The following is a 25,639-nucleotide window of genomic DNA, read 5'->3' as shown; positions in this document are numbered from 1 at the left end:
AGCGTGGTGGGATGACTGATTCCACACGGCTTGCAGCCGGCGATACGGCCCCTGACTTCACCCTGACCGACCAGAACGGCGACGCCGTCAGCCTGGCCGACTATCGCGGGCAGAAGGTCGTGGTGTACTTCTACCCGGCCGCCATGACGCCGGGCTGCACGACTCAGGCCTGCGATTTCCGCGACAACCTGGGTTCGCTCGCCGCGGCCGGCTACCAGGTGCTCGGGCTCTCCAAAGACGGCCAGGCCAAACTCGCGGCATTCGCCGCGAACGACCACCTCACCTTCCCGCTGCTCAGCGACGAGGACCTCGCCGTGCACCGTGCCTACGGCACCTGGGGCGAGAAGAACCTCTACGGCAAGGTCGTCACCGGGGTGCTGCGCTCCACCTTCGTGCTCGACGAGGCCGGCGTCGTGACCCTGGCGCTCTACAACGTCAAGGCCACCGGCCACGTGGCCGGCCTGCGCAAGAAGCTCGGGCTCTAGCTACGGTTCGCGGGTGCTCGTGGCCTGCACCACGCTGCGCGTGAAGAGCAGCACCAGCACGAGCACCGACGGGACCAGCAGCGCCCAGCCGAGGTCCGGCCTGGCGTAGAAGCCCTGGAAGCAGCCGACGGCAATGAAGATCTGCACCAGCTGCCAGGTGACGGCGGCAGCCCTGATCCAGGACCGCCCGCGCAGCGTGCCGACGGTGATGGTCGACACCCAGAGCGCGGCGACAACCGTGAGCACGAGGATCGCCAGGGCGCTCGCGAACGAGGTGGGTTGCTGGGTCAAGAGCTCGAGGATCAGCCAGAGAACGGCCGCCCAGAGCAGTGCCGCCTCGGCGGCCAAAAGCACCACCAGGGCGATGAGCGCGCGGGACCGGCGGGCGGGCCGGGGCTCGTCCAGGCCGTCCTGGCTGGGGTCGAACGGTTGTCTCACAGCGATATCCCATACAAAACTATTGATTTGACCTCCCTATTATGGGACCATATTTGAGGCCCGGTTGACGCTCACAGGGTGGTGAGCAGATCTCTTCGAAGATCCGACATTCCTGCAACCTCGGCTTTCCCCCGCATCTTCGGCCGATCGGCCAGGCATCCCCCCGCAATAAAGGAGCACCCCTATGGATTGGCGCGATAAAGCAGCCTGCCTTACCGCCGACCCGGAACTTTTCTTCCCGGTTGGTAACACTGGTCCCGCAGTCGACCAGATCGAGAAGGCCAAGTCCGTGTGTGCCCGCTGCAATGTAACCGAGGTCTGCCTTCAGTACGCTCTCGAAACCGGTCAGGACTCCGGCGTCTGGGGCGGCCTCAGCGAAGACGAGCGCCGCGCCCTCAAGCGCCGTGCCGCCCGCGCACGCCGCGCTTCCTAGAGGCTTTCCCCTCTAGCCCGAAACGGGCGAGCAGCTCACGCTGCTCGCCCGTTTCTTGTGCCCGCGCGACGACCGGATCGGTCGAATCGATCGGTCGAATTGGATCAGTCGAATCGATCAGTCGAATTCCATGAAGCGTAACGGAATCTCGATGGTGACCTCGGTGCCGCTGTCCATCATGGTGTGCCAGTCGATGGTGCCGCTGAGCTCACCCTGAATCAGGGTGCGCACGATCTGGGTGCCGAGCCCCGACCCGACCTTGCCCTCTGGCATGCCGGACCCGTTGTCGCGCACCCGCACGGTGAGGGTCTCCTCGTTGCGCTCGGCCTCGATGGCCACCTCGCCCTCGCGGCCGGCGAGCCCGTGCTCCACGGCGTTGGTGACAAGCTCGGTGAGCGCCAGGGCCAGCGGGGTGGCGTAGGCGCTGGGCAGGATGCCGAAGCTGCCGGATGACGTGGGATGCGCCGTGGTGTTGTGCGCGGACGCCACCTCGGCGATGAGCAGCAGCACCCTGTCGAACACGGTGTCGAAGTCGACGTTCTGGCTCAGGCCGCTCGAGAGGGTGTCGTGCACCACGGCGATCGCCGCGACCCGGCGCATGGCCTGGTTGAGGGCCTCGCGGGCGGTGTCGGAGTGGGTGCGCCGCGCCTGGATCCGCAGCAGCGACGCCACGGTCTGCAGGTTGTTCTTCACCCGGTGGTGGATCTCCCGGATGGTGGCATCCTTGGTGATCAGCTCGCGCTCCTGGTGTCGCAGCTCGGTGACGTCGCGGGAGAGCACGATGGCGCCGATGCGTTCGCCCCGGTTGCGGATGGGGATCGCGCGCAGCGACACCGTCACCCCGCGGGCCTCGATGTCGGTGCGCCAGGGTGCCCGGCCGGTCACGACCAGGGGCAGGGACTCGTCGACGACGGCCTTGCCGCTGAGCAGGCTCGTGGTGACCTCGGCGAGCGATTCGCCCTCGAGCTCGTCGGCGAAGCCCATCCGGTTGAACGCCGAGAGCGCGTTGGGGCTGGCGAAGGTCGTGACGCCGTCCAGGTCCAGGCGGATCAGGCCGTCCGAGGCCCTGGGTGCGCCGCGGCGCGGGCCGGTCGGGGCGCCGAGGTCGGGGAAGTCGCCGGAGGCGATCATGGCGAACAGGTCGTTCGCGCAGTCGTTGAAGGTCAGCTCCTGCCGGCCGGGGGTGCGCGTCTCGCTGAGGTTGGTGTGCCGGGTGAGCACGGCGATGGGTTCGGGGGTGATCTCCGCACCGCTCGAGCTGATCCGCCGGCGCACGGGGATGGCCCGCACCCGGGTGGGCGTCTCCTCGTACCAGTCCGGCGCCGTGGTGTCGATGATCTTCGCCGTGTCGAAGGCCTCCGTCACCTGTTTGCGCCATTCGGCCTTGATCTCCTGACCCACGAAGTCGCGGTAGAAGAGGGTGGCGGCGCTGGACGGCCTGGCGTGGGCGACGGCGACGAAGCTGCCACCGATGGTGGGCACCCACACGACGATGTCGGCGAAGGCGAGGTCGGCCAGCAGCTGGCCGTCGGCGACGAGCATGTGCAGCCAGTCGACGTCCTCCGCACTGTTGCGGCCCTGGGCAAGTACGAGATCACTGAGCGTCGACACGAGACCAGCCTACGGCCGCGGCGGGTACCCCGCAGCACGCGCGGAGCGCTCGGGGCTGTCGCCCTCGCTGGTGCGCCGGCGCCGGATACGCCATGCTCGCGATATGACCTCTGCTGTTCCCGACCCAGAATCCGCCCCGGCCACGGCGTCGTCCGCTCGACGCGACCCGGCGGTGCTGGTGGTTCTCGGCCTGATCGTGCTGCTCGTCGTGGTCGCCCTGGTCGTGGTTTTCAGCCGTGGCGAGCCGACTCCCCTCGCCGCTGACACACCGGGCGGGGTGGTGCAACGCTATGCCACCGCCGTGCTGGACGGCGACGAGGCCGCAGCCGCCAGGTACCTCAGCGCCGGCGCGCTGGCTGACTGCGCCGACACCGGGTCCTACGGCACGTCGTCGGAAACGAACGACACGCGTGTCGCGCTCGTCGACACCGTCGAACGGGACTCCAACGCCGATGTGATGGTGCGGATCGTCCGGTCTTCAGGCACTGGTCCGTTCGGTGCCTCCGAGTACGAATCGGAGGACTCCTTCGCTCTGGTGCGGGCCGGCGCCGGTTGGCTCATCGACGAGGCGCCGTGGCAGCTCGCCGTCTGCCCGCCGACGACCGAGGGAGAGACCCCGTGACCGCGCCCGCCGCACTCACCCGGCCGTCTGCGGCCCCGGTGGTCACCAGGGTCGTGATCTACACGATCCTCTTCGTGCTGGTCGTGCTCACCGCGAGTGGCCTCGCCGACCTGCTCGGCCGGGTGTTCGACATGCTCACCGGCGAACTGATCTACGGCACCGACACCGTTGGCCTGGCCGTCTCGCTGACCTTCACCCTGGTGGCGGGGCCTCTGGCCGCGATCCTCGGCTGGCTGGCCTGGCGGCGGCTGGCCGGCCTACCCGAGCGGGAGTCCCTGGCTTGGGCACTGTACCTGGTCGGCATCTGCACGGTGGCCCTGATCGTTCTGACAACGGCCCTGCTCACGGCGGTCGCCGGCGCGGTGACCGGCGATGACGGCACCACTGAGGCGGCCACGGGCCTGGTCTGGGCCGGCGTGTGGGCCGGGCATCGATTCGTTCTGCGCCGCACCGACCGACGGCCCACCCGGTTGCCCGGAACCGCCGCGCTGCTCGGTGGCACCTTCGGGCTCCTGGTCGGCGCCGGCGGCGCGATCAGCACCCTCACGAGCCTCCTCGACGAGGCCCTGGCGACCGGACTCGGCGCGGATGCCGCCGCGTCTGCCGGCACGCCCTGGTTCGCGGGCGCCGTGCAAGCCCTGGTCTGGGCGGCCGGGGGCGCGCTGGTCTGGGCGTGGCACTGGTTCCACGACGGCGGTCGTGCCGCCCGCACCGCCCTCGCGGCTGTGGTCCTCACCGGCGTCGGCGTTCTGGGCGGGTGCCTGGCGGCCCTGGCCGGCACCGGCGCGGTCGTGTTCGTGCTGCTGCGGCTGAGCTTCGACAGGTCTGACCCTGTTCCTGTGCTGCTGGATCCGCTCGGTCTGGCGGTGTCGGCCGCCCTCGTGGGCGGTCTCATCTGGGTCTACCACCGCGGTGTGGTGCGCGGACGATCGGTCGCCGTGCAGCAGACGAGCACGCTCGTGACCAGCGGCGTCTCCCTGGTCGCAGCGGCCAGCGGCATCGGCGTTATCGTGAACGCGCTCCTGGCCACCCTCAGCGCGCCCCTGGCCGGCTCGGATCCCCGCACCCTGCTGCTGGGCGGCATCAGCTCCCTTCTCGTCGGCGGGCCGCTGTGGTGGGTCACCTGGCAGCCGCGCATCGCGCCGGCGCCGGACCGGAGCCGGTCAGCTGGCCGCGGCGTCTACCTCGTCGTGGTGTTCGGCATCAGCGCCGTCGTCGCACTGGTCACCCTCCTGGTCATCGGCTTTCGGCTCTTCGACACCGTCCTCGCCGGCAACCCAGGGCTCCTCGACCGCATCCGCGCACCGCTCGGGTTGCTGCTGGCAACCGGCCTGGTGGCGGGCTACCACTTCACCCTCTGGCGCCGGGACCGGGCCGGCGTTGGCCCGGCGGGCTCGGCGGCGCCGGCGATCGGCGAGTTGGTGCTGGTGATGGGGCCGGGTGCCGAGCCCGTCGTGAACCACCTGCGCGAGCTCACCGGCGCGCCGGTCAGCTATTGGCAGCGGGCCGGCGCTGCGACGGCGCTGCCGGATCCCACGCGAGTCATGCAGGCCCTGGCCGGCGTCAGCGCGGAGCGCGTCCTGCTCATCGTCGGGGTCGATGGCGCTGTCACGGTGATCCCGCTGGCCCCGGTTCAGGTGGGCTGAGCCGTTCGCCGCCAGTCGAAGGCACGGCGCCACTGGCCCCTCGCCGCCTGGGCGTGCGGCACCGGCAACAACTGATCACGCACCAGGCCGAGAATGCTCAGCCGGGCCGGTGACCGCGGTGCCGCGTCCCGCAGGGTGCGCCCGGTCAGCACCGCGGCATCGAGACCGATCTGGTCGTGCGGCACCAGGACGGCCGCGTCGATGCCGCCGAACCGGCGGAGCGCGCTGCTGACCTGCGCCGCCGGTCCGAGCCCCACGGCGCTGGCGCGCACCCGGTTCATCACGACATGCACCCGATGGGTGGTGATCACCTCGGTGAGGTCGCTCCAGGCGCGCAGGAACCTGGCCATGCCGACGGGGTCGGCGAGGCCGCAGGCCACGACCCTGTCGGCTGCGCCCAGTGCGGCCAGGGTCGCCGCATTCCGGCGGGGCGCGAACAGGTCACTCGAGATCTCCTCGTCGCTCTCCAGGCTGAACCCAGTGTCGAGCACCACGTAGTCGGCCCAGCGTCGCAGCGCCAGAATCGTGCCGCTGACCCGTTCGGCCGACAGCTCGGGCCATCTGGACGGCCGTCCGATGCCGGTCAGCACCCAGAACGCGCCCCGCGGCGAGTTGTAGCGATGGGCGATCCGTTCCAGTTCGACCGGGGTCAGGGTGTCGGAGCCGGACAGCCTGCAGGCCGCCGCGAAACCCGGCGCCTCGTCGAGCAGGCCCAGGCTCGGCGCGATCGAGCCGCTGTAGGTGTCCACGTCCGCCAACACCACCGAGTGCCCGGCCGCCGCGATCTCGGCGGCGATGTTGATGGCCAGGGTGGTGCGGCCCGGCGCCCCCGCCGGACCCCAGACCGCGATCACTGTTCCCGGGCCGGTCAGCCCCGCCGCGACCTCGTCGAACTCGTCGACGGCCGCCGCGTTGGATGCCTCCGGCCTCTGCGGTGCCGAGTCGGCGGGGCCGTCGCCGGCGCCCCGTGGTGCGGCCCGGCGCCCTCGCCGGCCCGGGGTCGGTCGTGCCTTGCTCCGGCCGCGCCTGGTCGGCGTCGCGGCGTCGGCGGGTCCGTCGGCGGCGGGCTCAGGGTCGTCGTCGATGCGCAATGGGATACCGCCGCCCACCGTCAGCATCCGCTCGATCTCGGGCCACCCGGCATCCGCCCGAACGACCTCGTGCAGCCCCAGCCCGGCCGCGTAGCGGCGTTCGGCCTCCGTCGCGGCGAGCGCGATCACCCGGATGCCGCCGGCGTCGCTGGCGGCGAGAAGGTCGGCGGTCAGGGTGCCCGGCGTGGCTCCCACGATGAGCGCCTCTGGCGTATGCCGGTCGATCGAGGCCAGCAACTCGCGAATGTTAGCCGGCCTGGCGACGATCACGTGGCCGTGCTCGATGATGTCGGCGAGCAGCCGGTCTTCGGTGTCCCTGTCGAGCGCGAGTGCCAGCAGTGTCATGGTCAGCCTCCGATCGGAGCGTTCACGGCCACGAGGGAAATCGCCTCGTCGTTGGCGATCGCCTGCAACACTGCCGCGACCTTGCCCTTGGGCACCAGCACCTCCACGGCCCGGCCGCTACCGGACTGGATGAGACCCGTCGGCTCCAGGATCCGAACGATGGCCGCCCGCCCGACGAGCACAGCCGGCGGCCCGAACACCCCGCCGTCGTCGGCACCGGCGGACCAGACGTCTACCACCGACCCCGGAACGAGCCCCGCCGACAGGCTCCCGCGCAGATCGACGACGAGGCTGGTGACGCTCTCGCCCGCGCGGGTTCCGACGGCGGCGGCCGGCACGAGCTCACCGGTCGTGACGGTGCGGGTCACGATCAGGCCGTCGGCGGGGATCAGGTCCGGGGTGAGGTAGAGCTCACCGGCCGCGCCGAGCCGCACATCCGTTTCGACCAGGTCGGCGATATCGAGGTGATCGCCGACGGCCAGCGGAACCCGGGCCGCGTAGACCGCGACGGTACTGTCGCTGCCGGCCACGACGGTGCTGACCCCGACCACGGAGGCCGCCACCAGCACCAACCCGAGCGCGAAGCGCGGATCGAACCAGAACCTCGTCCTCGTCGCTGTCGCGGGGCGCCCGGCACCGTCTGCAGTCCTCATCCGCGCACCTCGCTCACCGTGTCGATCGCCGTCTGGTTCACCATCTCGTCCATCGTGACGGCCCGCGCCGTTGCGCGCTGAAGTTATCCACAGGTAGCGCGCTCGACCGTCGCAGGGCTCCAGCACGACGCATAATCGTTCGCATGAGCGATCCCGTGTCATCTGCCTCGGTGGGGCGTTTCCTGACCCTCGCCGACACCGCTCAGATCCTCAACCTCTCCCTCGTCGCCGCTCTCGATCTGGTGCGCACCGGCGAGCTGCCGGCCATCCGGGTCGGCGCGACCGGCGCGTGGCGGGTGGAGCGGGTCGTGCTGGAGTCCTACATCGAGGCGAAGTACGAGGAGGCCCGCCGGCTGTCCCTCTGGGAGCAATCCGACTTCGCGAACATCCCGGAACTGTCGGCGGGAAAGATCCTGCGCCCGAACGCGGCAGGCGGCAGCGGCCCCGACGACGACGACCCTGGGGGCGACACCCCCAGCCCCTGAGGCCGTCAGTCCAGCCGCACCAGGTAGATCTGACTCAGCGGCACGATCCGGTATTGCTGCACGTCTGGTGCCCGCCTGAGGGTTCCTGGCGGGTGCACGGCCAGGTCAACGTGATCGCGCCCCACGCGATCGATGGTGCCGGTCACCGGTCCCACCCCGGTGTGGATCAGGAGGCTCTTGCGACGCCGGCACAGATCCCGCAGTACGAATGGCAGGCCGATGCGGTCGACGAGCCGCGCCGGCGTCTCGGTCTCGGCCGCCAGCGACTCCGGCACCTGAGCGGGCTGCAGGATGACAGCGCCGATGGCCGCAAACGGGAGGATGCACTGCGGGTTGCCCGTGCCTGCCTCGAGGAGGTCGGCGGCCAGCCAGTCCCGCCCGAAGGTTGTGGGCCGCACCGAGAGCGTTTGGCCGTCGACGAGCACCACCCGCAGCACCGGGGATGCGGCCGGGCCGGCCAGGACACCGGTCAGCCGCTGGCGCAGGGCCAGCCTCCCCAGGCGCAGCCGTTCCTCCTCCGCACGCAGCTCGAGGTCCTCGGCGTTCAGCTCGTTCTCGAGCTGACCTTCGAGGTCGTCGAACAAATTATCCCAGCGCACACCCCGACGGTAGTCGGCCCGCGAATCCGCGGCTGACGTTATCCACAGCCGGCGCGGCAAGCCTAGACAGACTGGAATGCGGGTGGTTGAGTGTCGCCCAAGGCCTCAGCAGTGTCCACGGGGCCGATCCGGTGTTCCACCCGCACGATAGCGCCACACTCGTCCCGCTCTTCTCGTCGACACCACGGATCCCCGCATCTGGAGCAACCCATGAGCGATCCACTTGCCGAGCCACACCCGCGCCGTTCGCCGCCCGCGCAGGCGCCGAAGCCGCCGGACTCCCCCGCCGACCCGGGCGGCCGGGCCGGGCGGGGGTCGGACGACACGTTCCACGCCGACGACTTCTTCGATCACCAGCCGAGCCCGCGCGCCGCCCTACCCGATCCGGAGCCTTTGCTGATCAACCTCACCCGCTGCGTCATTGAGGTGCTCGCCGGGGCCAGGGAACTCGACCAGCTGGCGCGCTGGGTGAGCGACGACGTCTACAGGCACCTGCTCAAACGGGTGGTGCTCTCGGCCAGGGCCCGCGCCGTCAAGGGACAGCGCGCCCAGCGCCCCGCCATCACGATCGGCCGGGTCACCATCAACGAGCCGCGGGACGGCATCATCGAGGCGGTCGTGATCGTGCACAGCAAGGTGCGGGTGCGCGCGGTGGCCGTGCGCCTGGAAGGCCTGGACAACCGCTGGCGGGCCAGCGCCATCAACGTGCTCTGAGCCAACAACGTGCTCTGAGCTGTCACGCGCTCTGAGTTGTCACGCGGTCTGAGCTGTCACGGTGCCGGCGCAGAGCGGCCGCCAACTGGTCCCGATGCGGACAACTGTGCCCGGTGCGCCGGACGCAATCGTCCGCACCGGGCACAGTTGCCGCAGAGCGGGTGGTTACTTCTTCTTGCCCTGGGTGCGACGCTCGGCGCGGTTGTTCGGCGCCGGCTTGTCGGCCTCGGCGCGCTGACCGAAGGCACCGCGCTGGGGCGGACCCGTCGGCGCTGCCGGGGCAGCCTCGGTGGGAGCGGCGGTCACGGCGGCGCGGCGGGCACGGTCCGTCGCGGCCTGCTGGATCTGGCCGCGCTGGTTTCGCACCTCGACTCCGCCGGAGTCGCTCGGGGCGGTGAAGCTCAGCTTCTCCTGGCCGGTCTCGGCCGGAGGGGTCAGGCCCTTGGCCGCGACGATGGGTGCGTCGACGGCACCGGCCGGCTGGGACACCTCGACCTCGAGGTTGAACAGGAAGCCGACGGTCTCCTCGCGGATCTGGCCCATCATCTGCTGGAACATGGCGAAGCCTTCGCGCTGGTACTCGACCAGCGGGTCACGCTGTGCCATCGCGCGCAGGCCGATGCCGTCCTTGAGGTAATCCATCTCGTAGAGGTGTTCGCGCCAGCGGCGGTCGATCACCGAGAGCACCACACGACGTTCCAGCTCGCGCATGGCGGGTGAGCCGAGCGATTCTTCGCGGCGGGCGTAGGCGACCTTGGCGTCGGAGATGATCTCCCTGCGCATGAAGTCGCGGTTGATCTTGCCCTTGTTTCCGACCTCGGAGATGACCTCGTCGATGGTGAGACCCACCGGGTACAGGGTCTTCAGCTCGGTCCAGAGCGCGTCGAAGTCCCAGTCGTCGCCGTTGCCCTCGCCGGTGTGCACGTCAAGCACCTCGTCGATGACGTCTTCGAGGAACCGCTGGGTGCGCTCGTGCAGGTCGTCGCCCTCGAGGATGTGCCGGCGGTCGCCGTAGATCGCTTCGCGCTGGCGATTGAGCACGTCGTCGTACTTGAGCACGTTCTTGCGGATCTCGGCGTTGCGGCCCTCAACCTGCGACTGGGCGCTGCGGATGGCGCGGCTGACCACCTTGGATTCGATGGCCATGTCGTCGGGGACGCCCTGGCGGCCCATCAGGCTTTCGGCGGCGCCGGCGTTGAACAGACGCATCAGGTCGTCGGTGAGCGACAGGTAGAACCGGCTCTCGCCAGGGTCGCCCTGGCGGCCGCTGCGTCCGCGGAGCTGGTTGTCGATGCGGCGGGACTCGTGGCGCTCGGTGCCGAGCACGTAGAGGCCGCCGGCCGCGATGACCTTGTCGGCCTCCTCGGACACCTCGGCCTTGACGCCGGCGAAGACGTCGTCCCATTCCTTCTCGTACTCGTCCGGGGTCTCCACCGGGCTCAGGCCCTTGGCGTTCATCGCGGCGACGGCGAGGAACTCGGCGTTGCCGCCGAGCATCACGTCGGTGCCACGGCCGGCCATGTTGGTGGCGACGGTGACCGAGCCCAGGCGCCCGGCCTGGGCGACGATGGCGGCCTCACGGGCGTGGTTCTTGGCGTTCAGGACCTCGTGGCGCACGCCCTTCTTCGCCAGCAGGCGGGAGAGGTACTCGCTCTTCTCGACGCTGGTGGTGCCCACCAGGACGGGCTGGCCGTTGGCGTGGCGCTCCACGATGTCCTCGACGACCTGGCCGAACTTGGCCTCTTCGTTCTTGTAGATCAGGTCGGACTGGTCGATGCGCTGCATCGGCTTGTTCGTGGGGATCGCGACGACGCCGAGCTTGTACGTGCTCATGAACTCGGCGGCCTCGGTCTCGGCGGTACCGGTCATGCCGGAGATCTTCGAGTACAGCCGGAAGTAGTTCTGCAGGGTGACGGTGGCGAGGGTCTGGTTCTCGGCCTTGACCGCGACACCTTCCTTGGCCTCGATCGCCTGGTGGATGCCTTCGTTGTAACGACGGCCCATCAGGATGCGGCCGGTGTGCTCGTCGACGATGAGCACCTCGCCGTTCATCACGACGTAGTCCTTGTCTTTCTTGAACAGGGCGTTGGCCTTGATGGCGTTGTTCAGGAACGAGATCAGTGGGGTGTTCGCGGATTCGTAGAGGTTGTCGATGCCGAGGTAGTCCTCGACCTTTTCGATGCCGGGTTCGAGCACACCCACGGTGCGCTTCTTCTCGTCGACCTCGAAGTCCTCGTCGACGACGAGGCGCTTGGCCAGGCTGGCGAACTCGGTGAACCAGCGGTTCGCCTCGCCGGAGGCGGGCCCGGAGATGATCAAGGGGGTACGGGCTTCGTCGATGAGGATCGAGTCGACCTCGTCGACGATGGCGAAGTAGTGGCCGCGCTGCACCATGTCGGTGGCCTGCCAGGCCATGTTGTCGCGGAGGTAGTCGAAGCCGAACTCGTTGTTCGTGCCGTAGGTGATGTCGCAGGCGTACATCTCGCGACGCTGCGCGGGGGTCTGGCCGGAGACGATGCATCCGGTAGTCATGCCCAGGGCGCGGAACACGCGGCCCATCAGCTCGCTCTGGTAGCTGGCGAGGTAGTCGTTGACCGTGATCACGTGCACGCCGCGGCTGGTGATGGCGTTCAGGTAAGCCGCCGTCGTGGCGACCAGGGTCTTGCCCTCACCGGTCTTCATCTCGGCGATGTTGCCGAGGTGCAGGGCCGCGCCGCCCATCAGCTGCACGTCGAAGTGCCGCAGGCCCAGGGTGCGGGTGGAGGCCTCACGCACGGCGGCGAACGCCTCGGGCAGCAAGTCGTCCAACGACTCACCGCCCGAGTAACGCTCACGCAACTGCACGGTCTCGTTCTTCAGCTCCTCATCACTGAGGGTGCTGAAGTCGTCTTCCAGCGCATTGATGGCCTTTGCATAGCTCTCGAGCCGACGCAGAATGCGCCCCTCGCCAACACGAAGAACTTTTTCCAGTATTCCGGCCACGAATGCACTCCACTAGTCGTCACGGCGTGCGAACACGCCTGTCGTCCGGTCGGACGCACGTAGCGCCGACCTAGCCGGCAACTATAGCAATGCTAGTTGGTCAGGAGCTGGACTCGCTGGACCCCGTACCCGAGACGGATGCCAACACCCTGGCCGAGTCGGAGTTCGGGTCGAGTTCGATGACCCCGTAGTCCCAGCCCTTGCGCCGGTAGACCACGCTGGGCCGGTGGGATTCGGCGTCCTGGAACAGGTAGAAGTCGTGGCCGACGAGCTCCATGAAGTACAGGGCGTCGTCCACCGTCATGGGGGCGGCGGAGAAGACCTTGCGCCGGATGACCACCGGGCTGTAGACCTCCTCGGCCTCGTCGGTCTCGTCTGCCTCGTCCGACACCACCTGGATCGCCCCGGTGCGCACGCGCTCCAGGGTCTCGCCGTCGGCGGGCACGATGTCGATCACGGCGAAACCGGAGGACGACGCGTCGTGCAGCGACGTGGGTCGGTGGGCGCCGCCGCGGTGCACCTTGCGGCGGTCCTTGGCCCGACGCACCCGCTCGAGGAGCCGGCCGAGGGCGATGTCGAAGGCCGCGTACTTGTCGCCACCTTCTGCTTCGGCCCGTACAACGGGCCCCTTGCCGATCAGCGTGAGTTCAACGCGGTCGTTACCGGCGGCGCCGCTCTTCTCGGTGTGACGACTGACCTTGATTTCCAGGGCGAGGGCCTTATCGGCGAGGCCGGCGATCTTCTCGGCCTTCTCCGTCGCATATTCCCGGAAGCGATCAGTGATCCCCAGGTTCCGTCCAACGATGTTAGTTTCCATGACGACCTCCAGATCTGGCGAACCGCCCCTGATCCGGGCGATTGGTACGCGCCTTTGGCACCACCGTAGTCGTGCCAGCTGGATAAGTCACAGCTTTTGTCAATCCGATTTGCGTGAACGGTGAGTGTCGGGATGGAGTCTGCGGGTTTCGGCGACGGTCGCCGCGCCGACAACCTCTCCGCCGGCCTGCCGGATGGCGCGCGCGGCTTCGAGCAGGGTGGCGCCCGTGGTCACGATGTCATCAACGAGCAGGATCCGGCTGCCCGCGAGCGGACGCGAAGCCACCAACGAGCCGCTGCGATTGTCGAGGCGCTGCTGCCGGCCCAGCCCGACCTGGTCGGCGACGGAGCCGGACGGCCGCAGCAGCCTGCGTCCGCGCAGTCCCGCCCGGCGCAGGAGCAGATCCACCGGATGGAAACCCCGCACCCGCCAAGCCCGGCGGGAGGACGGCACCGTCACCAGCACGATGCCGCCGGTGATCTGTGTCGGGTCTGCCGGGGCCGCGGCGGTCAGCGCCGCCGCTACGGCCTCCCGCAGCGCCGCGGCGAGCGCCGGCGCTGCATCCGTGCGTCCGCCGTCCTTGTACGCCACCAGCACCCGGCCCACCACCCCGGAGTAGTCCAGCGCCGACCAGACCGCGAGATCGTCGCGGTACGCCGCCCGAGGCGCGGCCCGCAACGCGCACAGGCAGGCGGCACAGAGCGCCCGGTCCGGCGTGCCGCAGCCGCTGCAGTCCGTGGGCATGACCACAGCCCAGGCGTCCAGGACCGCGGTGCGGGCGGCGTTCCGCGCCGCGTGCAGCATCCGCCGTTCGGTCATCACCGGGCCAGACTGGTGCGGTGACGCCGGCACGGGGGCCGGGCCACGCCGCCTGTGCACAACCCCGCCGTTCCCTCCCTGGGGAGGACCGCCGGATCAGCCGCCTGTGCCCGTCTGGGTGGCCACCAGGGTGACCCCGTCGATGCGTTGCTGCCAACCGATGCCGCGCTGCACCAGGAGCGATCCGCCCGCGGACAGCGCCCGCAGGTCGCGCAGAAGATTGCTCCCGGTGATGGAGGTGATCCCCGTCGACGACTCGAGCTGTTCGCTCCGCCCGCCGATCTCATGGGAGACGATCCGGTCCACTCCGTCGGGCTGCCGGCTCACGTACGCCACAGTGCTCTGGTCGATCCAGGTCGCATCGACCGGGGTTCCGGTGTCGGTGGCCAGCTGCACCGGATCGCCCAGGCCCACCGGAGCGCCGTTCTCGCGCAGCACCGCGGCCACCACGAGACGCAGCTCGCCGGCCGCGTTGAGCAGCGCGATCACCCGGGTGCCGTCGCGGGAGACCTTGAGCGCGGTGATCGCCGAGGTGTCCGGCCACGGCGTCGGAACGGCCTGTGCCGCGCCCTGCGTGTTGTAGACGAAGAGCTCGCCCGGCCGGTCCGCCGGCACCGACCAGACGTACCCGGAGCCGTCGATGGACGGAGCGATGAGGTTCTGCCGCGGGTCGAGCTGCCTGGCCTCCTCCCCCACCCTGACCCCGTAGACGCCGTTGGCGGTCAGAGCCGCGGCAGCCGTCTGCGACGGCGACAGGGTCACGGCGCTCGGCGCGAGGGCGGCGACGGCCTCCGACAGCCCGGGCAACAGGTTGATGCTCTTTCCGGTCGCGGCGAGGAACCCGAATTCGCCGTCGCGGAGCACGAGGGCCCTGGCATCCACCCGGGGGTTCACCTCGGGTTCGTTGGCACCGAGCGCGTCGATGTTCTGGGAGTTCTGGTTGATCGTGATGGTGACCGACAGCCCGCTGGGCAGGCTGTTCTCCAGCTGGCTCTTCATGCGTTGCAGGGTCACCGCGTCTGCGCTGAGCGCGTCACTGTTCAGATCCACCTTGGCGTCTCTCGCGACCACGGTGACGGCGTCTGCGGTGAGGGCGGTGCCCTCGGGAAACGCCGAAATCACCGCCCCGGCGAGCCACTCGCCCGGCCCGTTGAGCACACCGTTGACGATCTTGGTCGGGGTGGATGCCCCGCGCGGGAACCAGCGCACGTCCGGCACCAGGTAACGGAAGTCCGGATCGAAGAAATACAGCGATTGTGCGCTGAAGACGTCTTCGAAGGTGTTCTGGTCGAGCACGGTACCGTTCGGCGCCGCGCTGATCCGCCATTCGCCGTCGTCCTGGGTGAATTCGTAGCGGAGCTGCACCGCCGCGGATGCGACGTCTTCGTGGTACTCGCCGATCGAGTTGACCTCGGCCACCGGGCGCACCGAAACGAGCATCATGCTCTCATCGACCGGAGCGATGATGCGCCCGGATCCGTCGTCGACGGTGACGTTCGTGTCCGACTTCCAGGTGTCGCTGAATTCGTTGGTCAGGAATTCCCTGGCGATCTCGTAGTTGTTTTCCGGGCTGGTGGCGGCGCCGATGAATCCGGTGAGGATCTCTTCCATCGTGGCCCCGTCCCTGGGCCGGTCGGGCAGGAAGACAGGTGCCGGGTTCTCCCCGGTCACGGCGTCCTGGCCGGCCTGCACGGCGCCGGTGCGCGGGATGCTCGAGCACCCGCCGAGCATCAGCGCCACAGCGGTGATGACGGCGAGGAGCCTGGCCGGGCTACGCATGGTGGTCTCTTCTCGGTTCGGCGTGCGGCGACACGTATCCGGGGCTCTCGGCATCTGCGGGTGGCAGCGGGTTGGGCGACACCGTCAACGTGACGCCGGTCGCGCGGGGCAGCGTCAACCGGAAGCAGGACCCGGCCCCTGGGCTGGACCAGACCTGGAGCCAGCCCCGGTGCGCGGCGGCGTCTTCGAGGGAGATCGCCAATCCGAGCCCGGTGCCGCCGATGGTGCGCTTGCGGGACGGGTCCGCCCGCCAGAACCTGTCGAACACGTGGGTGATCTCGGCCTGGGTCATGCCCATCCCGTAGTCGCGCACCGACAGAGCCACCGCTGATTCGTTGCTGTCCACGGACACGACGATGGGTTTGCCCTCGCCGTGCTCGATGGCGTTTCCGATGAGGTTGTTCACGATCCGGCGCACCCGGCGGGGATCCACCTCGGCGGCCAGGTGCCCGCCCGGTGCGACCATCCTGATGTCGCTGCCCTTGGAATCGCCCAGCGAGCGCATGCCGTCGATGACGTCCTCGGCCAGGTGCACAAGGTTGGTGGGCTCGGACTCGAGCTCCACTGAGCCGGCGTCGTACCGGCTGATCTCGAGGAGGTCGGCCAGGAGCAGCTCGAAACGTTCGACCTGGGTGTGCAGCAGCTCCGCGGTGCGTTCGGTGGCGGGCGGGAAGGTGGCCCGTTGGTCGTACAGCAGGTCGCCGGCCAGGCGGATGGTGGTGAGCGGGGTACGGAGCTCGTGAGACACGTCGGAGACGAAGCGCTGCTGGACCTCGGACAGGTCGGCGAGCTCCTTGATCTGGCTTTGCAGGCTGTCGGCCATGCCGTTGAACGAGCGTGCGAGCGTCGCGATCACGTCCTCGCCCTTCTCCGGGATGCGTACCCCCAGGTCGCCGGAGGCGAGCTTCTGGCTGGTCTCGGCGGCCACCTGGATCGGGCTGACCACGAATCGCACGACGATCCAGGTGACCGCACCGATCAGCACGATGAGGGCAAGCCCGGCGCCGCCCAGGGTCCTCTGCACGAAGAGCAGCGTCGACTCGGCGTCGGCGAGGCTGTAGCCGATGTACAGCTCGTATTTCCCCGCAACCGGCACGGCGATCTGGGACCCCACGACGATGCCGGGAATCGTCGACCCGTCGTCGGAGGCCAGGGTCACCGATTGCCAGTACTGCCCGTCGGCGTCGTCCTGCACGGCGTTGCGCAGCTCGGGTGAGATCACCTCGGTGGAGGTGCCGAAGGTGGATGAGTCCTGCGGGGCGACGGTCGACGACTCCTGGCCCGGCACCCTGAAAACGGCGACCAGCCGGCTCGACGACGCGGCGGAGATGGACGTGCGCGCGGACTCCAGCAGCGTTTGGACCTGCACCCTGTCGGCGGCATCCGAGGAGTCCAGAATCGCCTGGGCGGCAGTGGTGGCGCGGTTGGAGTCCACCTGCACCTGGGTCAGCCTGGACTGGAACAGGTCGTTCCCCACGCTGACCGACATGTAGACGCCGACCAGCCCGATGGCGGCACCGGAGGCCACCACAGTGATGGCCACGGTGCGGAACTGCAGGGATGACCGCCAGCTGCGACGCAGCTGCCGGGTCAGGCGTCGCCACGATCCCCACGACCTCCAGCCGACCTCGTTCATCTCGAACCGCGCAGCCACCTCAGTCCTAGCCGGCCGCGCCGGCCCGGTAGCCGACACCGCGCACCGTCATCACGATGCGGGGGTTGTCCGGGTCGTCTTCGACCTTGGCGCGCAGGCGCTGCACGTGCACGTTCACCAGCCGGGTATCGGCCTTGTAGTGATAGCCCCAGACCTGCTCCAGCAGCATCTCGCGGGTGAAGACCTGCGACGGTTTGGACGCCAGCGCCAGCAGCAGGTCGAACTCCAGCGGAGTGAGGTTGATGCTCTGATCGCCGCGCTTGACCTCGTGGCCGGCGGCGTCGACGACGAGGTCGCCGATCTGCAGGCTGGCGGGAGACTCCACCGGTACCGGGCGCAGCCTGGTGCGAATCCGGGCGACGAGCTCCTTGGGGTTGAACGGTTTGACCATGTAGTCGTCAGCGCCGGATTCCAGGCCCTTGACGACGTCGGTGGTGTCCGACTTCGCCGTCAGCATGATGATCGGGGTGCCGGATTCGGCGCGGATCAGGCTGCACACCTCGATGCCGTCCATGCCGGGGAGCATCAGGTCCAGCAGTACCAGGTCGGGCACGACGCTGTGGAACGCGTCCAACGCCTGGGATCCGTCCGCGCAGAAGTGCGGCTCGAAGCCTTCGCCCTGCAGAACAATGCCGATCATCTCAGCGAGTGCGGGGTCATCGTCGACAACCAAAATGCGTGAGTTCATGAATCCGTTTTCCGCCCGGTCACCGGGCAATAACGCGCACGACGCGGGCAATCTCTGGCACAAGAGTAGTCGACACGGCACCGAGTGTGCTGACAGGCCACACCGAGGACTCCGGGTATGCCAGCATGGAGGCGTGACGGACCCAGACTGGCACCCCCCGACCAACACCCCAGGCGTTCCCCGCTACGGCGAATACGCCCAGGGAGGTGCGCCCGGAAGTCCTCCGCCACCACCGCCCGGCGGCAGCTACCGGGCCGTTCCGCCGCCGCCCGCGTGGACGCCGCCGCCCAAGCCCGGTCTGATTCCGCTGCGCCCGCTCGGATTCGGCACCCTGCTGGGTGCTCCGTTCCAGGTCTTGCGCCGCAACCCCAAGGCCACCTTCGGCAGCGCCCTGATCGTGCAGGCCGCCACCCTCCTGGTCACCCTCGTTGTCGTGGGTGTGGTGAGCTTCTTCGCGATCAGCCGGATCGCCTCCGCGCCGGTCGACGAACAGGATGCCGTCGAGGCCGGCGCGATGCTCACCATCGTGCTGTCCGCCCTCGTGCCTGTCGCCCTGGCCGTCGTCGCCTCGGCACTGCTGCAGGGCGTGATCGTGCTCGAGGTCTCCCGCGCGACTCTGGGCGAGAAGCTGCGCCTCGGCGCGCTCTGGCGTCAGGTGGGGAAGCGGGTGTGGCCGTTGGTCGGCTGGACCCTGCTGTTGTCAGCAGCGCTCCTGATCGGCGTGCTGCTCATCGGCGGTGTTGTCTTCGTGTGCGTGCTCCTGGGCGGCGGTTGGATCGCGCTTGCGGTGATCGTCGGCGTCTTCGGCGGGCTCGGGCTGGTTGCGCTCGGCGCCTGGGTGAGCACCAAGACAGCGGTCGTGCCCAGTCTGATCGTGCTGGAACGATTGAGCATCGGCCGAGCGATTCGACGCTCGTGGTCGTTGACCGGTGGGTTCTTCTGGCGCACCCTGGGCGTCTTGCTGCTCATCACGGTGATCGTGAACGTCGTCGCCCAGGTGGTGACCACCCCGCTGAGCTTTTTGTTCGGCATGGTCATTAGCCTGATCGACCCGAATGCCGCCATTGAGGCGTTCATCCCCGCCGCCGTGCTGTACATCCTCACCCTGTTGATCGCCCTGGTTCTGGGCGCCGTGACCGCGGTGGTGCAGTCGGCCGCCGTGGCCCTGATCTATATCGACCTGCGGATGCGCAAAGAGGGCCTGGACCTCGAGCTCCAGCGCTTCGTCGAAGCGGCCCCTGGCGCCCAGACGCGTGATCCTTACCTGCCGCACACCGCGCCGGCCGGCGCCGACGGCGCACCTCGGCCCGACCTGGGGTCGCCCTGGGCATGACGGCACAGTAATGACAACACAGTGGGGGCTTGTTCTGCCGTGGGTGGGGATCCCGGTCGATCCCGACGCGCCCGACGCGCAGCAGTGGCTGCGCGACGAGCTCGCCAAGGCCCCCTATCAGGCTGCCCAGCCCACCTGGTTCGACAGGCTCTCCCAAGCGATTCTCGAGTGGTTCTCCACCCTCTCCTTCGTCGGAGACGGCAGCAACGGCTGGATCCCGCTCGTGGCGACTCTGATCGGCATCGCCCTGCTGGTCGCCGCCGTGCTCGTCTTCGGGTTGCCCCGGCGGGCACGCCGGCGCCGGAGCGCAGCGGGGCTGTTCGCCGCCGACGATCGGCGCACGGCGGACCAGCTGCGCGCATCCGCCGCCGCCGCGGCAGCAGCCGGAGACTGGACCCGCGCCAGCGAAGAGGCCTTCAGGGCCATCGCGCAGGGATTGGCCGAACGCACCATTCTGCGGCCCACGCCTGGCACCACGGCGCACCGGGTGGCCGAACTGGCTGCCCTGGCCTTCCCTGACGAACAAGACCGGCTCAGAACCGGTGCGGGCGTCTTCGAGAGCGTGCGGTACCTCGGCGGAGCGGGAACCGAACAGGGTTACTCCGAGTTGCTCAGCCTGGACACCGACCTGCGGGCCGCGCGCCCCCGGCAGACGGCCACGCCGGTGGCCTCGTGAGCGCCGGCCCCGCCCTCGCACCGGCCCGCCCGGCATCGCGTGATCGCTCCAGCACGCCCACGATCCGGGCGGCGCTGCGACGCTCCTCGTTCTGGATCGTCGCCGGCGTCGGCGCCCTGCTCGTCTCCGTCATTGCCTTCGTCGTCACCGGCTCCGGCACCGCCGCCGGTCCCCGGCTCGGGGCCGACAACCCGGCTCCGATCGGCGGCATGGCCGTCGTCGAGGTGCTGCGGCAGCAGGGTGTGACCGTGCTGCCCGTGGACACCCTCGATGAAGCCGCGGCCGCGACCGACGCGGCCGGGAACGCCACCCTGTTCGTGTCCGACGAGTCCGGCTATCTCAGCACCGACCAGCTCGGCCGGCTCGGCACCCTGGCGCCCCGCCTCGTCGTCGTGGACCCCGACTTCCGTGCCTTGCAGGCACTGGCGCCCGAGGTCGGCTTCGGCGGGATCTCGACCGCGGACTCGCTCAGCGCCGAGTGTTCGGTTCCGGCCGCCGAACGCGCCGAAACCCTCGCGCCCGGCGGCAAGACCCTCGGTCTGCCTCAGGGCACGGCGGGCTACACGGGCTGCTTCCCCAGTGACGACCAGACCTACTCCGTGATCGAGCGGGTTGTGGACGACAAGACCATCACCCTGGTCGCGGACACCGCGGTGTTCGCCAACGACGAGATCGCCACCTACGGCAATGCCGCCCTGGCGCTCAACCTCCTCGGCAGTACCGACACGCTGGTCTGGTACCTGCCGACGCTGGCCGATGTGCCGGCCACCGGCCCGCCGTCCCTCGGTGCGCTCACGCCGGGTTGGGTGACACCCGCACTGCTGCTGCTCATGGGCGTCGCCATCGCCGCCATGGTCTGGCGCGGACGTCGGTTCGGCCCGCTGGTGGCCGAGAACCTGCCGGTTGTCGTACGGGCCAGCGAAACCATGGAGGGGCGCGCCAGGCTGTACGCCCGCGGCAGCGCCCGGTTGCGGGCCATCGACGCGATCCGCATCGGGGCGGTGACGCGGATGGCTCAGACCGTCGGTTTGTCTCGCACCGCTCCCCTCGACCAGGTGATCCGCACCGTGGCCGCCCTCACCAGCCGGTCACCCGAGCGGGTGCACGCCATCCTCGTCGGTGACGTGCCGGGCGGCGACGCGGCCATGATGGAACTGTCTGACGCGATCGACGAGCTTGAACACGCCACGGTCCTCGCCGCCCGCCCGCCGGGCGCCGGCCCCTCCCCCGCCGCACCCCCGTCAACCGGAAGAATGGAACCATGACCAGTCACGCCTCGACATCCGCCGAGATCAGCCCGGCCGACGGCTCGACCGCCAGCCTGCGCCGCTCGCTCGCCCAGGTGCGCACCGAGGTGGGCAAGGCCGTCGTCGGGCAGGACGGTGCCGTCACCGGGCTCATCATCGCGCTGCTGTCCCGCGGTCATGTGCTGCTGGAGGGCGTGCCGGGTGTCGCCAAGACCCTGCTCGTGCGTTCCCTGAGTCACGCGCTGAGCCTGGACACCAAGCGGGTGCAGTTCACCCCCGACCTGATGCCCGGCGATGTGACCGGGTCGCTCATCTACGATGCGAAGGCCGGCGAATTCGAGTTTCGCAACGGGCCGGTGTTCACGAACATCCTGCTCGCCGACGAGATCAACCGCACGCCACCCAAGACGCAGTCCGCCCTGCTCGAGGCGATGGAGGAACGTCAGGTCAGCGTGGACGGTCTCTCGCTCCCGTTGCCTGAGCCGTTCATCGTTGCCGCGACCATGAACCCGATCGAGTACGAGGGCACCTACACACTCCCGGAAGCCCAGCTGGACAGGTTCCTGCTCAAGCTGGTGCTCGACATTCCCGAGCGTGACGTGGAGCTCGAGGTGCTGCGCCGGCACGCGAACGGATTCAGCCCCCGCGACCTCACCGCGGCAGGGGTCACCCCCGTGCTCGGCGCCGCCGAGCTGGCGGCCGCGCAGGCGTCGGTCGCCGCGGTCGGGGCGAGCCCGGATGTGCTGGCCTACATCGTCGACCTGGCCAGGGCCACCAGGAACAGCCCGTCGGCCAAGTTGGGTGTGAGCCCGCGCGGCACCACGGCGCTGCTCGCCGCTGCCAAGGCCTGGGCCTGGCTCAGCGGCTACGAGTCGATCACCCCCGACCACGTGCAGGCCATGGTGCTGCCGGTCTGGCGGCACCGCATCCAGCTGCGTCCGGAGGCTGAACTCGAGGGCATCACCGTCGACACGATCCTGCACGGCGTGCTGCAGCAGGTTCAGGTTCCGATCTAACCGATGACTCCGACCCGATGACACTGACCGGCCGTTTCGTTCTCCTCGTCGCCCTCGGCGTCGTGCCCATCGTGCTGTTCGGCGACTCCACCGCGGCGGCACTGGCCATCCTGGCCGGTTGGTTGGTGCTTGTCCTCACGTTGGGAAGCATCGACCTGGCCCTCGCCGCGTCACCGCGGCGGCTGACCCTGGCCCGGGTGCTGCCGGCCCGGGTGCGCCTGGGCGAAGCAGTGACCAGCGAGCTCTACCTCACCAACGACGGCTCCCGCCGGCTTCGCGGCATCGTCCGCGACGCGTGGCAGCCCTCCGCGGGAGCGGGCAACAACCGCACCGCGGTGACGCTGCCGCCGGGCGAACGCCGCCTGGTCGAGCTCACGCTGCGACCCACCAGGCGCGGAGAGCGCACGGCGTCGCACGTGACGGTGCGATCGGTGGGTCCGCTCGGGCTGTGGGCCCGGCAGGCCACCCTCACCTCACCCGCGCACATCAGGGTGTTGCCGCCGTTCCATTCCCGCAAGCACCTGCCGAGCCGGATCAGCCGGCTCAAGGAGCTCGACGGCCGCACCAGTGTTCTGGTCCGCGGGCAGGGCACCGAGTTCGACTCCCTGCGTGAATACGTTCGCGGCGACGACGTGCGATCCATCGACTGGCGCGCGACCGCCCGGCGCAACGACGTCGTGGTGCGCACCTGGCGACCCGAACGGGACCGGCGCATCGTCATCGTCATCGACACCGGCCGAACCTCCGCCGCCCGCGTCGCCGACGAACCGCGCCTCGACACGGCGTTCGAGGCCGCGCTGCTCCTGGCCGCGCTGGCATCCAGGGCCGGCGACCGCGTCGACTTTCTGGCCTGGGACCGCCGGGTCCGAGCCCGGGTGCAGGGCGCATCCGGTTCGGAGCTGCTCAGCCGGATGGTGGACGGCATGGCCCTGATCGAGCCCGAACTCATCGAGATGGACTGGACGGCACTGCCCGGGCAGATCCGCGCGATCACCGGCCAACACGCCCTGGTGGTGCTGCTCACCCCGATGGATGCGCCCGGCGCGTCGACCGGCCTGCTGTCGGTGCTCGGCCAACTCACCGCCCGGCACACCGTACTGGTGGCCTCGGTCACCGACCCGTCGGTCGTCGACCTGGTCCGCAGCCGCGGCACCCGCGAAGACGTCTACCGTGCCGCGTCGGCCGAACGCACGATTCTGGACGCCGCCAGGGTGGCGGCCGCCGTGCGGCAGCTCGGTGCCGACGTCGTCACCGGCCCGCCCGAGCAGCTGCCCCCGGCTTTGGCCGACCGCTACATCGCTCTCAAGGCCGCTGGCCGGCTCTAGGGGTTCGCCGGGGCCGGCGAAACCTATCCGGCGAAGACCCGGGCGCTGCCCGCTTCGAACTCGGCCAGATCGCCGGTCTCGCCGGCGCGGGAGGCCCGCCCACCGAGAACCAGCATGTAACCCAGGAACGCGAGCAGGGCTACGGCGCCGATGCCGATCTTCACCGGCCAGGGCCAGGGCGCCGGGGTGACGAAACCCTCGATGATGCCGGACACCAGCAGCACGAAGACCAGGCCGATCGCCACCGTGAACAGGGCACGGGCGTCCTCCGCCAGGGCCTGCCCGCGGGTCCGGGCGCCCGGAGCGATCCAGGCCCAGAAGATGCGCAGTCCCGCTGCCGCGGCCACGAAGATGGCCGTCAGCTCGAGCAGGCCGTGCGGAGCGATGTACAGGAAGAACGTGTCGCCCTGGTCGTAGGCGAACATGACTGCAGCGTTCACGCCGAGGTTCTGCGCGTTCTGCAAGATGATGTACGGCACGTAGACGCCCAGGATGCCGAACGCGACACACTGCGCCGCGATCCAAGCGTTGTTGGTCCACACCCGGCCGGCGAAGGATGCCGCCGGATTCTCGGAGTAGTACGACACGAAGGTCTGGTTGGCGAGTTGCTCGAGCTCGGCGGGCGTGCCGAAATTGGCCAGCACATCGGGGTTGTTTGTGGCCCACACCGCGTAGAGGGTGGCCACCACGGCGGTGACCGCGGCCATGACGAGGGTCAGCCAGCGCAACCGATACAGCGCGGCCGGCAGCTGGCTGAGGAAGAACCTGGGCAGCTGGGAGAGCACGTTCGTGCCGGCGCCGGTGAAGCGCAACCTGGCGCGGGACAGAATCACCGAGAGCCTGTCGCCCTGCATCGTCGAGCCGGCCGCCGTCTTGATGACGGAGAGCTGGGTGGCCCCGGCCTGGTACGCCTGGATCAGTTCGTCGGCCTGGGCACCGCTGAGCTGCCGCCGGTGACCGAGTTCGGCCAAGCGGTCCCACTCGGCACGGTGCGCCGCTGAATACGCGTCAAGATCCATCTGCTTCAATAGTAGACATGGCGGAGCCCTGGAAAGCAGCCGATCACGGTGAAGATTCCCTGATCGAGCGCGAACTGGTGACCGGAGAGGCCGTTGCGCTGGATGTTCGACCTGCGAGCGTGATCCTGCGCGGTGCCGGGACCATGATCGACTGGGTGGCCTACATCGGGTTCTTCCTGCTCATGGCGCTGGTGGTCTCCACCCTGTTCGGCGACGACATCGACCAGGCTCTCGCGCAGGCCCTGGCCATCGCGGGCCTGGTTTTCTCGCTCCTGATCGTGCCGATGCTGGTGGAGACGCTCTCTCGAGGTCGGTCGTTGGGCCGCTGGGCGGTGGGCGCCCGCATCGTGCGCGACGACGGCGGAGCCACAGGCCTTCGTCATTCCTTCATCCGGGCGCTGATGGGCGTGATCGAGATCTTCCTCACCTTTGGCGGGCTCGCGGTCACCTGCGCGCTGCTGAACTCACGGTCCAAGCGTCTCGGCGACCTCTTGGCCGGTACCTACAGCCAGCATGAGCGGGTTCCCCGGTTCAACGAACCCACCTTCGTGCTTCCGCCGGTTCTGACCTCCTGGGCCGCCACAGTGGACGTCGCCCGCCTACCGGACCGGCTCTCGCGCCGGGTCGCGCAGTACCTCAGGCAGGCACACCAGCTCTCCCCCGACACCCGGCTCCGGCTCGCGGAAAGCCTCGCGGCCGAGGTGGCCCCGTTCGTGTCGCCACTCCCCCCGGTGCCGCCGGAGTACCTTCTCATCGGCGTGGCCGAGGTGCGCCGCAACCGCGAGTACGCCGGGCACCTGCTCGAGCGTGGGCGTCTCGAGAGCCTCTCCCCCGTTCTCACCGGCCGCCCCCACGACTTCCCCGAACGCTGATCCCTCTTACCCGACACCCGGTAGCGGGCCCGCGGGCGCCCGTGGCTCGAGCGTGTCGAGCGGTGCGCCGGCAGCACCGTCTTGCGCGGTCCCGACAGTCTCGACCAGCGGATGGGCCGGGTCGTGGAGTCTCATCCGGGTGAGCGGTTCCATGGACCCTGCCCGCCTCGTTGGTGGAGCTGGTCGAGGCCGGGTGGCGGGGGCGGGGGACTTGGGGGTTAAACGCAGAAAAGCCACCCCGTGGGGTGGCTTTTCTGGTGTTGCTAAGTTAAGTCCGGCGGTGTCCTACT

The 25,639-nt window shown here is 69.5% G+C and carries 24 protein-coding genes; 12 read left to right on the top strand and 12 right to left on the bottom strand.

What is annotated here, in order from left to right:
- Positions 1–11: 11 nt before the first annotated feature.
- Entirely contained in the window at positions 12–485 is a 474-nt protein-coding gene (bcp, locus tag ACEN2M_RS14730) for a thioredoxin-dependent thiol peroxidase (RefSeq protein WP_441648892.1), read from the top strand.
- On the opposite strand, the gene ACEN2M_RS14725 is transcribed toward bcp, so the two are convergent.
- Complete coding sequence (locus tag ACEN2M_RS14725) at positions 486–923, bottom strand: hypothetical protein (RefSeq protein WP_441648891.1); 438 nt, start codon at positions 921–923, stop codon at positions 486–488.
- 184 nt (positions 924–1,107) lie between these two features.
- Here ACEN2M_RS14725 and ACEN2M_RS14720 point away from each other — a divergent pair, with 184 nt between their 5' ends.
- Complete coding sequence (locus ACEN2M_RS14720) at positions 1,108–1,356, top strand: WhiB family transcriptional regulator (protein WP_035837005.1); 249 nt, start codon at positions 1,108–1,110, stop codon at positions 1,354–1,356.
- Between the two features lie 117 nt (positions 1,357–1,473).
- Here ACEN2M_RS14720 and ACEN2M_RS14715 read toward each other — a convergent pair whose 3' ends face one another.
- Positions 1,474–2,967, bottom strand: a complete 1,494-nt coding sequence (locus tag ACEN2M_RS14715; protein WP_441648890.1) for a sensor histidine kinase — start codon at positions 2,965–2,967, stop codon at positions 1,474–1,476.
- Between the two features lie 103 nt (positions 2,968–3,070).
- On the opposite strand from ACEN2M_RS14715, the gene ACEN2M_RS14710 reads away from it, so the two are divergent.
- Positions 3,071–3,589, top strand: a complete 519-nt coding sequence (locus ACEN2M_RS14710) for a hypothetical protein (protein ID WP_441648889.1) — start codon at positions 3,071–3,073, stop codon at positions 3,587–3,589.
- The gene (locus ACEN2M_RS14705; protein WP_441648888.1) at positions 3,586–5,235 is read left to right on the top strand and encodes a DUF5671 domain-containing protein; all 1,650 of its coding nucleotides are present in this window, start codon (positions 3,586–3,588) and stop codon (positions 5,233–5,235) included. Before ACEN2M_RS14710 ends, ACEN2M_RS14705 begins: the two co-directional genes overlap by 4 nt.
- Here the strand turns inward: ACEN2M_RS14705 and ACEN2M_RS14700 are convergent.
- Together ACEN2M_RS14700 and ACEN2M_RS14695 are read right to left on the bottom strand one after the other, a co-directional pair.
- The gene (locus ACEN2M_RS14700) at positions 5,223–6,671 is read right to left on the bottom strand and encodes an AAA family ATPase (protein WP_441648887.1); all 1,449 of its coding nucleotides are present in this window, start codon (positions 6,669–6,671) and stop codon (positions 5,223–5,225) included. The genes ACEN2M_RS14705 and ACEN2M_RS14700 overlap by 13 nt on opposite strands.
- A 2-nt stretch (positions 6,672–6,673) precedes the next feature.
- On the bottom strand, positions 6,674–7,324 hold the full coding sequence (locus ACEN2M_RS14695) for a hypothetical protein (RefSeq protein ID WP_441648886.1): 651 nt from the start codon (positions 7,322–7,324) through the stop codon (positions 6,674–6,676).
- Between the two features lie 143 nt (positions 7,325–7,467).
- On the opposite strand from ACEN2M_RS14695, the gene ACEN2M_RS14690 reads away from it, so the two are divergent.
- Complete coding sequence (locus tag ACEN2M_RS14690; RefSeq protein ID WP_441648885.1) at positions 7,468–7,809, top strand: helix-turn-helix domain-containing protein; 342 nt, start codon at positions 7,468–7,470, stop codon at positions 7,807–7,809.
- A 5-nt stretch (positions 7,810–7,814) separates the two neighbouring features.
- Here ACEN2M_RS14690 and ACEN2M_RS14685 read toward each other — a convergent pair whose 3' ends face one another.
- Entirely contained in the window at positions 7,815–8,408 is a 594-nt protein-coding gene (locus ACEN2M_RS14685) for a hypothetical protein (RefSeq protein ID WP_441648884.1), read from the bottom strand.
- 210 nt (positions 8,409–8,618) lie between these two features.
- On the opposite strand from ACEN2M_RS14685, the gene ACEN2M_RS14680 reads away from it, so the two are divergent.
- Entirely contained in the window at positions 8,619–9,122 is a 504-nt protein-coding gene (locus ACEN2M_RS14680) for an Rv3235 family protein (RefSeq protein ID WP_441648883.1), read from the top strand.
- Between the two features lie 165 nt (positions 9,123–9,287).
- On the opposite strand, the gene secA is transcribed toward ACEN2M_RS14680, so the two are convergent.
- The 6 genes from secA to mtrA all read right to left on the bottom strand — a co-directional run bounded on the left by secA (position 9,288) and on the right by mtrA (position 17,861).
- Complete coding sequence (gene secA / locus ACEN2M_RS14675) at positions 9,288–12,104, bottom strand: preprotein translocase subunit SecA (RefSeq protein ID WP_441648882.1); 2,817 nt, start codon at positions 12,102–12,104, stop codon at positions 9,288–9,290.
- A gap of 100 nt (positions 12,105–12,204) precedes the next feature.
- Positions 12,205–12,921, bottom strand: coding sequence for a ribosome hibernation-promoting factor, HPF/YfiA family (gene hpf / locus ACEN2M_RS14670; RefSeq protein WP_441648881.1), 717 nt, complete (start codon positions 12,919–12,921; stop codon positions 12,205–12,207).
- Positions 12,922–13,020: 99 nt separating this feature from the next.
- Positions 13,021–13,740 carry a ComF family protein gene (locus ACEN2M_RS14665; RefSeq protein WP_441648934.1) on the bottom strand — a complete coding sequence of 240 codons (720 nt, stop codon included), beginning with the start codon at positions 13,738–13,740 and terminating at the stop codon, positions 13,021–13,023.
- A 96-nt stretch (positions 13,741–13,836) separates the two neighbouring features.
- Positions 13,837–15,519 carry an LpqB family beta-propeller domain-containing protein gene (locus ACEN2M_RS14660; RefSeq protein WP_441648880.1) on the bottom strand — a complete coding sequence of 561 codons (1,683 nt, stop codon included), beginning with the start codon at positions 15,517–15,519 and terminating at the stop codon, positions 13,837–13,839.
- Complete coding sequence (gene mtrB, locus ACEN2M_RS14655; protein ID WP_441648933.1) at positions 15,512–17,155, bottom strand: MtrAB system histidine kinase MtrB; 1,644 nt, start codon at positions 17,153–17,155, stop codon at positions 15,512–15,514. The genes ACEN2M_RS14660 and mtrB overlap by 8 nt, the downstream gene beginning before the upstream one ends.
- A gap of 25 nt (positions 17,156–17,180) precedes the next feature.
- A complete protein-coding gene (gene mtrA, locus ACEN2M_RS14650) occupies positions 17,181–17,861 on the bottom strand; it encodes an MtrAB system response regulator MtrA (RefSeq protein ID WP_441648879.1) in 681 nt (226 codons plus the stop codon).
- Positions 17,862–17,994: 133 nt separating this feature from the next.
- Between mtrA and ACEN2M_RS14645 the strand changes: the two genes are divergently transcribed.
- Genes ACEN2M_RS14645 through ACEN2M_RS14625 form a run of 5 tightly spaced genes read left to right on the top strand, consistent with a single transcriptional unit; the run spans position 17,995 to position 23,458 of the window.
- Entirely contained in the window at positions 17,995–19,194 is a 1,200-nt protein-coding gene (locus ACEN2M_RS14645; RefSeq protein WP_441648878.1) for a hypothetical protein, read from the top strand.
- Between the two features lie 10 nt (positions 19,195–19,204).
- Complete coding sequence (locus ACEN2M_RS14640; RefSeq protein WP_441648877.1) at positions 19,205–19,870, top strand: DUF4129 domain-containing protein; 666 nt, start codon at positions 19,205–19,207, stop codon at positions 19,868–19,870.
- Positions 19,867–21,135 (top strand): DUF4350 domain-containing protein, encoded by a 1,269-nt coding sequence (locus tag ACEN2M_RS14635; protein WP_441648876.1) that lies wholly within the window; start codon positions 19,867–19,869, stop codon positions 21,133–21,135. Before ACEN2M_RS14640 ends, ACEN2M_RS14635 begins: the two co-directional genes overlap by 4 nt.
- A complete protein-coding gene (locus ACEN2M_RS14630; RefSeq protein ID WP_441648875.1) occupies positions 21,132–22,133 on the top strand; it encodes an AAA family ATPase in 1,002 nt (333 codons plus the stop codon). The genes ACEN2M_RS14635 and ACEN2M_RS14630 overlap by 4 nt, the downstream gene beginning before the upstream one ends.
- Positions 22,134–22,150: 17 nt before the next feature.
- A complete protein-coding gene (locus ACEN2M_RS14625) occupies positions 22,151–23,458 on the top strand; it encodes a DUF58 domain-containing protein (protein WP_441648874.1) in 1,308 nt (435 codons plus the stop codon).
- Between the two features lie 23 nt (positions 23,459–23,481).
- Here the strand turns inward: ACEN2M_RS14625 and ACEN2M_RS14620 are convergent, their stop codons facing one another.
- Complete coding sequence (locus ACEN2M_RS14620; protein WP_441648873.1) at positions 23,482–24,477, bottom strand: stage II sporulation protein M; 996 nt, start codon at positions 24,475–24,477, stop codon at positions 23,482–23,484.
- A gap of 17 nt (positions 24,478–24,494) precedes the next feature.
- Between ACEN2M_RS14620 and ACEN2M_RS14615 the strand changes: the two genes are divergently transcribed.
- Positions 24,495–25,349, top strand: coding sequence for an RDD family protein (locus tag ACEN2M_RS14615; protein ID WP_441648872.1), 855 nt, complete (start codon positions 24,495–24,497; stop codon positions 25,347–25,349).
- The last annotated feature ends 290 nt before the right edge of the window (positions 25,350–25,639 follow it).

It is taken from the genome of Cryobacterium sp. W22_MBD10_FK3 (assembly GCF_052113745.1).
In the GTDB taxonomy this organism is placed as follows: domain Bacteria; phylum Actinomycetota; class Actinomycetes; order Actinomycetales; family Microbacteriaceae; genus Cryobacterium.
Note: the sequence above shows the minus strand (reverse complement) of the source record. Positions and strands in the feature narration are given on the sequence as shown.